At 38.0% G+C, this 13728-nt stretch carries 12 protein-coding genes; 8 read left to right on the forward strand and 4 right to left on the reverse strand.

Annotation, left to right across the window (positions count from 1 at the left end):
* Nucleotides 1-120: 120 nt before the first annotated feature.
* From AC6H3C_RS11075 to AC6H3C_RS11085, 3 genes are all read right to left on the reverse strand, one after another.
* Nucleotides 121-1311: a FecR family protein gene (locus AC6H3C_RS11075; protein WP_497520830.1), complete on the reverse strand. Its 1191-nt coding sequence runs from the start codon at nt 1309-1311 to the stop codon at nt 121-123.
* Nucleotides 1312-1493: 182 nt separating this feature from the next.
* On the reverse strand, nt 1494-2123 hold the full coding sequence (locus AC6H3C_RS11080; RefSeq protein WP_497520831.1) for an RNA polymerase sigma factor: 630 nt from the start codon (nt 2121-2123) through the stop codon (nt 1494-1496).
* A gap of 258 nt (nt 2124-2381) precedes the next feature.
* Nucleotides 2382-3251, reverse strand: a complete 870-nt coding sequence (locus AC6H3C_RS11085; protein WP_497520832.1) for an AraC family transcriptional regulator — start codon at nt 3249-3251, stop codon at nt 2382-2384.
* A 135-nt stretch (nt 3252-3386) separates the two neighbouring features.
* Here AC6H3C_RS11085 and AC6H3C_RS11090 point away from each other — a divergent pair, with 135 nt between their 5' ends.
* The 6 genes from AC6H3C_RS11090 to AC6H3C_RS11115 all read left to right on the forward strand — a co-directional run bounded on the left by AC6H3C_RS11090 (nt 3387) and on the right by AC6H3C_RS11115 (nt 10115).
* On the forward strand, nt 3387-4055 hold the full coding sequence (locus AC6H3C_RS11090) for a cobalamin B12-binding domain-containing protein (RefSeq protein WP_497520833.1): 669 nt from the start codon (nt 3387-3389) through the stop codon (nt 4053-4055).
* Between the two features lie 153 nt (nt 4056-4208).
* A complete protein-coding gene (locus AC6H3C_RS11095; protein WP_497520834.1) occupies nt 4209-5231 on the forward strand; it encodes a uroporphyrinogen decarboxylase family protein in 1023 nt (340 codons plus the stop codon).
* Between the two features lie 140 nt (nt 5232-5371).
* Nucleotides 5372-6748 (forward strand): methyltransferase MtaB domain-containing protein, encoded by a 1377-nt coding sequence (locus AC6H3C_RS11100; protein WP_497520835.1) that lies wholly within the window; start codon nt 5372-5374, stop codon nt 6746-6748.
* 93 nt (nt 6749-6841) lie between these two features.
* Nucleotides 6842-7780, forward strand: coding sequence for a CobW family GTP-binding protein (locus AC6H3C_RS11105; RefSeq protein ID WP_497520836.1), 939 nt, complete (start codon nt 6842-6844; stop codon nt 7778-7780).
* A gap of 40 nt (nt 7781-7820) precedes the next feature.
* Nucleotides 7821-9305, forward strand: coding sequence for an ASKHA domain-containing protein (locus AC6H3C_RS11110; RefSeq protein WP_497520837.1), 1485 nt, complete (start codon nt 7821-7823; stop codon nt 9303-9305).
* 99 nt (nt 9306-9404) lie between these two features.
* Entirely contained in the window at nt 9405-10115 is a 711-nt protein-coding gene (locus AC6H3C_RS11115) for a vitamin B12 dependent-methionine synthase activation domain-containing protein (protein ID WP_497520838.1), read from the forward strand.
* Nucleotides 10116-10433: 318 nt separating this feature from the next.
* On the opposite strand, the gene AC6H3C_RS11120 is transcribed toward AC6H3C_RS11115, so the two are convergent.
* A complete protein-coding gene (locus AC6H3C_RS11120; RefSeq protein WP_497520839.1) occupies nt 10434-11348 on the reverse strand; it encodes an IS1595 family transposase in 915 nt (304 codons plus the stop codon).
* 624 nt (nt 11349-11972) lie between these two features.
* On the opposite strand from AC6H3C_RS11120, the gene AC6H3C_RS11125 reads away from it, so the two are divergent.
* On the forward strand, nt 11973-12554 hold the full coding sequence (locus AC6H3C_RS11125; protein WP_497520840.1) for an RNA polymerase sigma-70 factor: 582 nt from the start codon (nt 11973-11975) through the stop codon (nt 12552-12554).
* Between the two features lie 93 nt (nt 12555-12647).
* Nucleotides 12648-13688, forward strand: a complete 1041-nt coding sequence (locus AC6H3C_RS11130; protein WP_497520841.1) for a FecR family protein — start codon at nt 12648-12650, stop codon at nt 13686-13688.
* The last annotated feature ends 40 nt before the right edge of the window (nt 13689-13728 follow it).

The following is a 13728-nucleotide window of genomic DNA, read 5'->3' on the forward strand; positions in this document are numbered from 1 at the left end:
ATTTGCAATTATTAACAATAGCGTGCAGTTAAAACATTGGCAGGTTATATTAGGAGTATAGCCTGTCTTTTTTGTTTTTCATAGAAATGATTTTTTTTAATCTTGCATAGGCATACTTATTTAGTTAGTTTTAGATGATAATATTATTTTTCCTTCAATTATCTTATAATCGATCGGGGCTATAAAACTGATAACATCGAAAACTTCCCCGCATTCAGATTTTATGTCTAACTTGCCTGTTAAGGTCATATCTTTTACTTTTGGCTCATCAAACTCAATATCTATATCATAGTATCGAGATAATTTTCTCGCTATACTTTCCATTCTTTCGTTTGTACAGTACATCCAGCCATCTTTCCAAGAAACGTATTCAAGCACATTAATTTTTCCCAGAGAGGCTTTTTCTGTGGCGTTGTCCAAAGAGAATAGTTCGTTTTCCATCATTACTATCTTTTGTGATTTTACGATAGTCTGAACACTTCCTTTTACAAGTACAACAGATGAATTGATTTCGTCAGGATACGATTTGATGTTAAATTGAGTACCCAATACCTTCACGTTCAAGTGATCGGTCTTTACGATAAAAGGCCACTTGTCATTATGAACAACATCCAAATATGCCTCTCCACTAATGTAAATTTCTCGAAGCTTTTTATTAAATGTTACCGGGTAAATTACATGGCTACCGGAGTTCAAATATAACCTGGTACCATCAGAAAAAGTGAGGCTGGATCGCTTGCCCTTAGGTACGACTAATTGATTGAATGCCTCCTTGTCTTGCGTTTCAGAAGTTGATTTTTCACTGGCAAGAGTCTCTGAGCCAACCAGAATATCTCCATTCTGGTTATACTTAAATGCAGGGGCTTCGATATTAAAACGCTTTTCTGATTTGTCGGAAAGAATCAGTTTAACCTCATTACCTTGAGGCACCACCTTTGCCATAGTAGTATAATCTATTGAGGTATCACGGGACCTTATATTCTTAAACAAGATGCTAGTTCCAATGATTAATAAAATAGATGCTGCAATGGACCACTTATTAATAAACCTAATCTTTGGGGGTGGGTTCAAAATTCTTTCTTGGATGTTTAACCAGACATTTCTGAGATCATCATCGTTGATATCCGGTTTTTCTGCCTGAAACTTTGTTAGAATATACTTTGCCTGCTCAATATATTCTTTTTCTGAAGGGTGTTCTGCCATAAATTGTTGCCAATAGAGGTCGCTTTCAGTAGTAGGCATCGTTACCCAGTCAACAAAGGATTGATTATCTATAAAATCCTGAAATTTGTTCTGTAGATGTGGATTCATTACAAAAATTCATTGTTTGCCTATAAATAAGAAAACATGTTATTTTGTAACCAATATTTTTCATGTTTTTCCCCCTAAACACAAAAAAAACAAGCAATCAATTGTATTTCAAATATTTGAATTAACAAAATTTACAAATACAAATATGCGAATATTCCTTAATTTGTTTAATTCAAGAGAATTCAAACTTGTGGTTGAAAGAATGAATTCTTGTTCAAGAAGGATACCTTACAAATTATTGATAAAAGGATAAGAGTTTTATTGGCTATCGCCTTTCGCAATCGCTCCATTCCATGACAAATTAAATTTCGTGAAGCTTGATAACTTAAATTCATAACCAACGACAACTCATCATAACTTAGACCTGAAACATATTTCAAATAAATTGCCTCGCGCTGTCGTGCAGTTAACTCTTTCATGGCATTTTGAAGTAAAGCAAACTTTTCATCATCATCAGTTTCGTTTATATCCTCTGGGAAGGAATAATCAAAGGATAAATGATCAATATTTAATTGCCGTTTTTTCTCTGCTGATTTTGCCCGAAGCTTATTAAAAATATTTCTTTTTAAAGAACCTATCAGATAAGGCCTTATTTTATCGGTCAACTTTAGTTTTAATCTATAGTTATATAAATTAACAAAAAGATCCTGAATACAATCCTTCACCAAATCCTCATCCTCAGAAAAATAACATCCATATTTAAATAACTCGGGAAAATATAATTCATATATGGTTTTAAAGGACTCATTATTACCGGATATAAAATCTATCCACAATTCTCTGTCTGATAGTATTTCTTGTCTTTTTTCCATCGCTACAAATCTATAATTTTCATTTTTTAAATTTCAAGTATTATTGAAAAAAGAGAAAATCTCTCGCATGATATTATTTACGTATTCGAATAATCGATTCAATGTAAGAGCGAATTATCCTCAAACTGGAACGGTTGAATTTAATTCTTCACCTGAAAAGTATCTCCATATTTAATGCAAGACACCATGTCCATTGGATTTTTGGAGTGTTAACTAATTAATCTGTCAATAAAAAATAAAGCATAATTACATAAAAAACTATGATAATCCATTAAATCTTTTTCTGTACTCTTTGGGCGTTACTCCTGTGTTTTTCTTATATTGCTTATTAAAATGGCTGAGATTATTAAATCCGCTGTCGAGACATACTTCCAGAATACTCAGATCCGGATCCATCAGTAGCTTGCAAGCGAATTCAACTTTGATCTTGTTTAGGTATTCAAAAATAGTTATCCCCATGTTTTGTTTAAAAAAACGGCACAGCGACCCCTCAGCCATATTGACCATTCCTGCCAGCCTTGCCAAATCAATTTCCTCGCGGTAATTATTCATCAAATATTCGTGAATGGTGGAAATTCTTTTATTTCCTGGAGTAAACCTTGTTTTTAAATATTCCTTACTGGCAAGATAAATATGCGATTCACTCTTTCCGATAATGTCCATCATCTTAAAAAAATGCAGCATCCGATCAAAGCCTTTCAGATAGGGCATCTGAAGCATGAGCTCACTCACTTCGTTCAGTGTTTGACCCACAATCTGAATACCCTGTTCCGATAACGAAAGAGCCTTTGCAACATGATTAAATTCGGGAAGGGCAAGCAATTGTGAACACAGTGCCTTATCAGTAAACTGAAGAAAAACCATTTCAAGTGTACGGTTTGACCATATTCCTTGTCCCTTATCAGCAATCCACACATGGGGCAGGTTTTTCCCCAGAAATACCAAATCCCCTGGCTGAAATTCTTCGATTGAGTCAGCTACAATCCTCTTACCTGAGCCTTCAGTAATGAAACTGATTTCGTAGTTATTGTGATAATGCCATGTACTTTTCTCCAGGTTATCCTGAAAAATACCGATAAAGAAAGATTCACCTTCATTTAAAATGATTTGCTCAAAATGGGCCGACATAGTGGTAATTATTGCACAATAAAAACAAAAAATGTGAATATCGCATCAAAATTAGTAAAAATTGGTGTAGATTTCGTTTCTGCCTATACCTATTTTTGTATCATAAACCACTAAAATAAATTATACTAATACATTATGGAAGATTTACTTGAAAAATTACTGGAAGCTGTTGAATTAGGAAAAGTAGATTTGAAATCACCTTTTCCACCACAACTCAAAGGACAAGACGGCGCATTGGAACTTACCATCAAAGCTATCGAAACTGGAATCAGTCCGCAGCACATACTTGAAAACGCCTTAGTTCCGGCTATGGATCGCGTTGGAAAGAAATTCTCCGAAAATAAGATTTTCGTTCCGCAAATGCTTATGTCTGCCAAAGCGATGGGAGCTTCAATGATTCAGCTCAAACCATTTTTCACTTCCGGTGAAATTAAAACGAAAGGAACGTTTATTATCGGAACAGTAAAAGGTGATTTGCACGATATTGGGAAAAACCTGGTGGCTATGATGGTTGAAGGAGCCGGCTGGTCCGTAATCGATTTAGGGGTAGATGTTCCTTCTGCCCGATATATCGAAGCTGTAAATAATAATCCAGGCGCAGTTGTAGCCTTATCTGCTCTTTTGACTACAACAATGGTCAATATGGGTGAAATTGTTACTGACATCAAGGCCAATCTTCCTACCACAAAAGTCTTTATCGGAGGGGCTCCTGTTAATAATGACTTCTGCCAAAAGATCGGGGCTGATTTCTACTCTCCTGATCCACAGGGAGTGGTCGAACACCTAAGTAGACTGGCTTCTTAATTTCGATTTACCTTACTCAATTTGCATAGTTGATTCAACAGGGTCTTGAAGTCAAGACTTCAGGGCTCTGTTGTTAAAAATTTAAGAAAATAAATCCTTTTAAACAATTGTAATTAAGAATATCCAGGAAGTATGACAAACATAAACAATTGGATGAATCAGCAAATAAGCAATAAAAAGAGAATTGCCATTCCGATTATGACACACCCCGGAATTGAAATGATTGATAAAAAAGTGAAAGATGCGGTACAAAACGGTGAGGTACATGCTCTGGCCATTAAAAAACTAAATGAAGTTTTCCCGGTCGCAGCGAAAACGGTTATCATGGATCTAACCCTTGAAGCAGAAGCATTTGGATGCCAGATCGAATTTCAGGAAAATGATATGCCACACATCATGGGAAGATTAGTCTCCAATGCTGCAGAAATTGAAAACCTGAAAGTTCCTGAACTTACTGCCGGTCGTGTTCCTCAATACCTTAAAGCAAATAGAATAACCGTAGAGAGCACTAAAGATAAACCGGTCTTTGCTGGCGTTATTGGCCCATTCTCTCTTGCCGGACGATTATTTGACATGTCAGAAATCATGGTGGCATGCTACATGGAACCCGAGGCAATTACATGTTTACTTGATAAATGCACTGAGTTTATTCTTAAATACTGTAAAGAATTAAAGAATATCGGCTGTTCAGGGGTTGTTATTGCTGAACCTGCTGCCGGCCTGTTGTCAAACGAGGATTGCCAGTATTTTTCTTCCGAATATGTAAAAAAGATTGTCGATGCTGTTCAGGATGATACATTTTTAGTTATTCTACACAATTGCGGGAACCAGGGACATTGTACAGAGGCCATGTTAAACTCGGGAGCTAACGCCTACCATTTTGGCAATGCCATTGATATGGTTGAAACTCTGAAATTTTGTCCAAAAGATAAACTTATTATGGGAAACATTGACCCCGTGGGCATCATGAAGATGCGTTCAGCCAAGGAGGTCAAAGTATTTACTTCTGATTTATTAAACAGAACCTCGGGGTTCAACAATTTTGTTCTTTCTACAGGGTGCGACCTTCCACCACATGTACCATCAGAAAATATTTCAGCCTTTTTTGAAGCATTGGATGATTACAACAAAGTGAAAGAAGAAAAGCAAACAGTTCTAAGCATTGAGATGGCTTAGATTATATACTAATGTTCTAAATTAAACACAGTCAGCAGGTCAGTTTTATGCTATATATCAACCAGATACGATTGTACTATCTGGTACTTTGTCTTCCCTACAAGGCTATTGTCAAGAGTTAAACAATTAAAATCATAATAATGAAATATAAAAGTTTAGTAATAACCAATCCTGAAGACCTGATGTTCGGGATTGCCCCCAACCCGGTAAAAACGAGGAGAGGACTTGAAATCGGGGGCGGACAGGTCTATGCCGAACTGAATTTCACCCTCCCGATAATGAGTATCAATGACAGCACGCTACCCCAGGTTTACGAACATTACCGCGAAATTGCAGAGGGAGCCCTTTCGCGTGCACTCGACCTGAACTCAAAGGGTGTGGTTCTCGAACTGGAAACGCTCCTGGAGATGACCAAAACCCCACAGATTGGAATTGAGATCGTCAAAATCATGAATGAAATCTGTGAAAAATATTATCAAAAACACGGTCTTGCCTCTGAAATCCGACTGACACCAAATGACCTGCGTGAATTTGAGCGACCTGCCAAACAACGTACTTCGCAGTACCTGGAACCCATGATGGAACTTTTCGAAAAAGGCATGATTGCCGGTGGAGACTTACTGTCAATTGAAAGTACCGGTGGTAAAGAGGTGTCCGATGATGCACTGATGAACTGCGATATCAAAACTATTGTTTTTGCCCTAGCCGTATTGGGAGTTCGGGACATGCAATTCTTGTGGAAAAAAATAGTAGCGTTGGCCAATCAGCACGGAAAAATCGCTGCCGGCGACTCCGCCTGTGGATTTGCAAATACAGCGATGGTTTTGGCCGAAAAGAAATATATTCCGCGGGTATTTGCTGCTTTGGTACGTGTAATTTCGGTGGTCCGTTCAATTGTTGCCATGGAAGAAGGAGCGGTTGGCCCTGATAAGGATTGCGGATACGAAGGCCCGTTCCTGAAAGCCATTACCGGTATCCCGATTTCAATGGAAGGAAAAACAGCTGCCTGCGCCCATTTAAGCCCGATTGGGAACATAGCCTCAGTTTGTTGTGATTTATGGAGCAACGAATCGGTGCAAAACATTAAACTGTTATCCGGCATGGCGCCAACAGCTTACATGGAACAACTCGAGTACGATGCCAGGTTGATGAACCAGGCATTAATAGCCGGAACTGTTCCAAGTCATATTTTGCAACAATTGTTGGTTGCTTCTGATGTCTATACTGATCCTCAGGCATTGATCCTTTCTCCAGAAAACGTGATCCGCATTTCGAAAGAACTGGTTAAAGGCGATTCGTATGTGGCCAATGCCAGAAACGGGGCCATTGCAGCTCTTGATATTATCGAAGAAGCTTTGGCTTCAGGAAAGATGAAACTTTCGGAAATGGAAACATGTTACCTTCCAATCTTGCGAGACGAACTTTCCGGTATTCCCGATAGTGAAAGCGAATTTGTGGAGATGATGCTCCCATTATTGGATCAAAGCAAATTTATTATGGCCGAATACGGATTGTAGATTTCAAATAGCGTTTGTTTGTGGTTCCCTGCTTCTGGCTAAAGGCATTTCAAACTTAATTGTCAATGGTCAGAAGCATTTAATTAATCCTTCTTGAAAAAGATTCCTGTAAATATTATTTCCGGGTTCCTCGGTTCCGGTAAGACCACTGCCATTATACAACTTCTTGGTCAAAAGACCATTGATGAGCAATGGGCGATATTAATCAATGAATTTGGCAAAATTTCCATTGACGGTCAAACCATCCGGTCTTCTTCTCGCTACGGAACGGTTTACGACATTTCCGGAGGTTGTATTTGTTGTTCGGCAAGGGGATATTTTTATGAGAACCTCACCAAAATAGTTCAGACCGGAAATTATTCCCGGATCATCATCGAGCCCAGTGGACTCGGCGGTATCGACACCGTTTCTGAAATGGTCGGATTAATTCCGCAGCTCAGCCTGATGCCCGTTATTTGTATGGTTGATATCATGGCAATTGAAAACCTTCGGCTACAAATGAATATGATATACAAAAACCAGATTTTCAAGGCCGAACTAATTATTTTCAGTAAATGTGACCTGGTTAACATACCTGAACAAGAACGGTTAATTGAAAAATTTATATCATTATTTCCAGAGAAACAAGATAGTCTGGTCCACAGGACAAACCTGTTGGCCTCTTTATTGAATTTGGATTCTAATGAGAAGGTAAAAATAAATCAATACAGGATACTTTCTTCGACAAATCCGGGTTTATCAGATAGCAATTACCAGCAAACGGATTATAGCTTCAACGCCAATATTATTTTTGATTTAAACCTGCTTACCAGTTTCTTCATTCTAAATCCATTTATTATCCGTGGAAAAGGACACATCAGGACTGTAAACGGATGGATGCTGGTTAATTATACGCTATCCGGTAGTACATTTGAACCTTGTCAGGATAATCAACAAAGTGAGATTGTTATCATCGCTGAAAAATCAGGTTCTGATCAGTTCCAAAACCTCAAAACGGAAATTGAAAGGTCAATTATTTCTGTTCCTACGTGAAACTTTGTTCTGCTAATCACAAAACGAAAAACTTCTCTTCATGAAACAACATACTATCCGCTTGCATCCACTTGGCAAAGAATTGCTGGCAAACGATCAAACTCCCCTGATTGATGTCCTTCATGAATTCGGGGTAGAGTTTCCATGCGGAGGGAACGGGACATGCGGAAAATGCAAGGTCAGGCTTTTGGATGGGGAGATAAAAACAACCGATGCCCACCAGCGAAAAATCGACCAACTTGGCCTTTCTCCTGAATGGAGGCTGGCTTGTTTCAGCCAATGTGCCGGTGATATTACCCTCGAAATTGAACAATTCAATCACATTATACTAGCCGACGAAAGTGAGTTTGATTTTGTTCCGCAAATAGGATTCGGTGTGGCTGTTGACCTGGGAACTACCACAGTAGTAGCTCAATTGATCGATTTTTCAACAGCAAGAGTACTGGCTGTTGAAACCATGTTAAACCCACAGATTAAATTCGGGGCCGACCTGATTTCGAGAATTCAGGCTTGTCTGGACGGACATGCTTCTGAAATGACCCGGATCATCCGGTCAGCAATAGGGACAATGATTGAACTGATGTTGAAAAAGCACGAAGTCGACTTGCAAAAAGTGGTTCTTGTTGGCAACACTGCCATGCAACTTATTTTTTGCAATTGCGACGTCACTCCTATAGCGATGTACCCATTTCATAGCGATAATTTGGGGATGAAAACATTTAATCCGGAAGAATTGGATTGGAAGTTTCAAGTGGTGGAAAAAGTACAATTTTACCCATCCATTGGAAGTTTTGTCGGCAGTGATATTTTAGCCGGAATAGTTGCAACGGGCTTGCACTGCAAAGAAAGCTATACTGCCTTGATTGACCTGGGGACTAACGGAGAAATCGTAATAGGAAACAAAAACCGGGTTGTTTGTGCATCAACGGCAGCCGGTCCTGCCTTTGAAGGTGCTAATATTTCGAATGGCATGAGGGCTGTTACCGGGGCTATATCTTCTTTTAGCCTTGACGTTGAAAATATAGAAGCTCATGTTATCGGGAATACCTCTCCCAAAGGGATTTGTGGTAGTGCATTGATTGATGCGGTTGCCATTCTGCGCAGATTGGACAAGATTGGATTATTTGGTGAAATTAATTCAGGAGAAGATCATATTAAACTAGTTGGAAAAATAATCCTGACACAAAAAGATATCAATGAATTTCAGTTGGCTAAAGCCGCAATCGCCGCAGGGCTGACCATCCTTGCAAACAAATTATCAATCCCGCTTTCTGATATTCAGCAGGTATATATTGCCGGTGGATTCGGAAATTACATCAACCTGGAACATGTTTCTGAATTAGGAATGATTGAACTCCCGGAAGAAAGAATATACAAAATGGGAAATACAGCCCTGATTGGCGCCAAGATGTTCCTGTTTTCTGATGAAACAATCATCAACGAAATTCTGGAAAAAACCAGGCATGTTAACCTGGAAGGTGATCCAAACTTTCAGGATATTTATGTGGATAAAATGTTGTTATAAATCTGAGTACCTGATCCGATTTTGTGATTTCTCATTTGTCGTTTTGGTTTGTTGTGCAAATTCAATGTAATTTTAGAATAGAAAAAAGTTTAATAAGATATGAATCAAGAACATACCTTTAAATTCTCTGATCTTTTGATTAACCCCAAAGAAATTGCCTTTATGTTTGGGGTTAATGAGGATAGTTTTTCCGAACCATTAGAAAGCAGCATCGATTGGGCCATGAACTTTGCCGATAAATTGACAGATATAGGGGGCGCTTATTGTATAATTGATAACCTACAAATTAACCAACAAAACTTTACGATACTTGCAGGCGGGCATCAGTTTGATGTTGGCAAAGCCGTCTGCAAAGAATTAAAGGGAGCAGAAAGAGCTGCATTTTATGTTTGTACAGCAGGCAAAACGATTAGCGAAGAATCTTCCAGGTTACTTTACGGTGAAGATCCTATTTTAGGATACATTTTGGATACTATGGGAAGTATGATTACCGAGGTAGCCTGTGATTTACTTCAATCATATTTAAAAAAGGAGGTCGAATCAACAAATGAACAACTGACCAATCGATATAGTCCTGGATACTGCCAGTGGCCGGTAGCCGATCAGCATAAACTTTTCTCCTTCTTTCCTGAAAATACTTGTGGGGTATCGCTGTCTGATTCAGCCCTAATGTTTCCCTTAAAATCAGTCAGTGGCATTATTGGAATTGGGGGGAAGGTGAAATTCAGGAAATACGTCTGCACGCTCTGTTCAAGTAAAGAGTGTCTTTATCGTAGGATCAAAAAGGATATCAAAAACAATTTTAGATAACTTGAATATTAAATCTTCCAAATCTGGTCACCAGAACGATTCGAGATTCACATTATATTCATAATTTTTTTTCATCACGGAGATAGTCAGTACATATTTTTTTGCGACGAATATTCAGTTGTTTACACAACTGCCTTTTCCGAGAAGCAATAATAAAAAAAATTTCAGGTATTCGGGGGCAGGCTATTTATTTGCTTATCTTTAATTGAGTTATTTGAAAGTATCAAAAATGGAGACTGTGAATGGTCTTGTGTAAACCGATAAATAGCTTACATCTTTCTATAAAAAGAATTTAGGGTATTTACTTCTTGCCACTGGTTAAATTTTGTTTTCAAGAACATCTCTTGATAATATGGGTTCTCGTATCATTGCTTGTTCAATAATCCGGTGAAACAATAATCCTCTACTGTTGGACTTGCGTCTATTGTATCGAAATGAGAACTCATCCAAGTATTTTTGAAGCCGATCTTGGCTGGTATAGTTTTGATGAGTTCCTAACAACCACCTTTTAAGCAGTGCGGCTATTCTGTGTACATTTGGAAGCATTTCTTCATTATTTGATGCAATTACTTGTTTTTGCTTAATGTGTTCGTAGCCATTCTCGCCCAGTTGTGCATATCCAGTCCATCCATCGGTTATTACGGAGGTTCCCTTTTCAACATTCTCACTTATAAACTTAAGCAAATGCTTTCCTTCTGCATTGGGTATTAGCTCCAGCCGTACCCTTCCTGTCCCTTTTGGCAAAACTTCAACTGCTATCATAACTAATGATTTATTCTCGGCTCCCCGGCCTCGTTTACCTTCTGCAACTCCACCAACAAAAGTTTCATCAATTTCAACTTTTCCCGAAAGTTTATCCCTATTGGGAAAGACCATTAACATTCTAAGTTTATGAAGCCATATCCAGGCAGTTTTATAACTTCCAATCCCAAGGATTGCTTGTAAGCCAGATGCGCTAACTCCATTCTTCTGGGCAATCATCCACCATATTGCTCTAAACCATAGTGTAAGTGGCTTGTTTGATTGATCAAAGAACGTATTTGAAGTTATGGTGGTTATTGCAAAACAATTTTTGCACTTAAATCTCTTCCGGGATAATGCCCAATACTCATTATTACTGCATTTGCTGCATCGATAGCCTAATGGCCACTTAACATCTATCAGATATTGTACGCAATCGTCTTCACTTGCAAACGTCCTGTCAAATTCCATTTGATTTCTTGGATACTCCATGAACACAAAGATAAAACTTAGTGGCAGGAAGTGAATACCCTAGAAAAGAATAAAGAACTGGTTTAAAATCAGTCACCATCTCTGATTGTTTGGGTGAGTGAAACAATTTTTTTGTATCAAATCTGAAATTTTATATCTTTGGAATATTGAAATCGTTCTTCAATTCATTGCAGTGACAAAATCGAGACCAGCAAAAATAAATAGTCGATAACAGATTGAATTTAAGCTTAATAGCATTGTAATATATGCCCTTGTTCTGGGCACTGATCAAAGTATCAAAATGTATCATAAGCGCTTAAATTCATTGATTTAGGCGCTTTTCTTTTAATGTTATGTCAAGTTTAAACTGATGGTCTGAATCAGAACAAGAGATTCGCCCTATCGGGAAAATTAGACTTCTGCCTGTTTTCTGTTGACTTGTCATTGGTACTTTTTTAAGAGTTTTGGATTGTTTTTTTTGACTCGACCCCATATCTTGTAACAATTGATAACCCGCATCACTCCAACGCGCATCTGAAAGAGATTTTTAAAAGCAATTTCCTTTAATGAACCTCATTTCACATTGGGATATCGCAATAAATTATTTAATTTTACCACCCATCCTTTTATTTTCAGCGAACTTAAATGAGTGAGGGCAAAGACATCATTCGTTTAATCAAGATCAAGAACATTTCTTCTTTCGAAGAATTGTTTCGGTCGTATTATCCTCAAATGAAACGCTATACGCTTCATTTTATTCCGGATGAAGACGAAGCCAACGATATCGTGCAGGATGTATTTCTGCAACTTTGGTCGGAACGCAGTTCCCTGGACGATAACAAAAATGAAATTGCTTTTATGTTTACCTTGTTGCGGAACAAATGCCTTAATTTAATCAAGAAAAAAGTTATTCAGGGGAGGTATTTGAAACAACAAATGAGTTTTGAGGCCGAACGTTTGTATTACCTCAGTTTTGACCAATTCAACGAATTTGAATCGATGAAAGACCGGATCAGCCTCGAATTTGATTCCTTAATAAATGAGATGCCCAAAAAATGTGGCGTCGTTTTTCGCATGAGATGGCTCGACGGTAAAAGAATCAAAGAAATTGCCGACTGTTTGAGCATCTCAACCACCATGGTTGACAAGCACTTGTCTAAAGGAATGGAGATTGCCCGAAACAAATACAAACACGAATTGCTGATGCTCTTGTTGCTAATTGGATAGAACTTCCCTTTTCTTTCTTTTTGAAAAAAAACGTTTTTTGAGGTTGGTGTATTTAACTGTTAATTGTATTTCAGACATAAACAGATAAATTAAATGGAAAACAACCAGAGAATACCAACTCAATTAATTGAGCGATTTTTATCGGGGAAGATTTCCGATTCCGAAGAGAAAGAATTGTTCGACTGGATTAATACGAAGCCTAACCGCGATGTTCTTTTTCAAAAAGAACTGGAACGCCTGAGACCAATCATCGCGAGACGTAAAGACGAAGAAGTTTCATCTCAATGGAAGCAGCTTTTCTACAAAATAAAAGGTAAACCTGTTAGCAGTCCATATCGTTTTAAATGGATTGTTACTTCTGCCGCTGCTGCTATTTTGTTGATTGCCCTCATTCTTACTTCAGTATTCGACAATAACGACACCGAATATTTTCAGATCGAAAATATTACCGAACTGGTTACTACTTCAGGTGAAAAGAGAAGTGTGATATTGGCTGATGGGACCAATGTGGTTTTGAACTCGGGAAGTAAACTGATATTTCCGAATGATTTTAATGGTAAGGCACGCGAAGTTGAACTTTATGGGGAAGCTTTTTTTGCAGTAAGCCCCGATAAGGCAAAACCATTTATTGTAAAAACATCAGGTTTAAACGTTCGGGTATTGGGAACCTCATTTAACATCGAAGCTTTTCCAGGATCCGGTGAAATCAATACCACCTTGGTAAACGGAAAAGTGTTGCTTGAAAAAGTGGACAGAGATAAAACAATACCGCTTGCCGAGATGTCGCCTTTTGATCATGCCGTGTATAAAACAGAGAAACAAGAAATAAGCATTCAACGTGAAAAAAACATCGATCAGTACATTGCATGGAAAGAAGGGAAACTGGTATTTCTAAATGCTTCGATTGAAGAAGTTGCTAAAAAATTGGAATTATGGTACAATGTAACGGTTAGGATAGAAAGCGAGGAGTTGAAACAGGCCCATTTTACATGCACCTTTACAAACGAGCCCATCGACCAGGTATTAAACCTGTTAAAAATTTCCTATCCAATTCAATACTCCATTGAAAAACTACACAATAACAATGATTTAAACGAGCCCATTTATGACATAAGTCTAAAAATCAACAAGTAAAAAAGTTGTAAAATAAAAAAACCGGGGAAGTGCCCCACAC

The organism is Gaoshiqia sp. US2, from assembly GCF_059705485.1.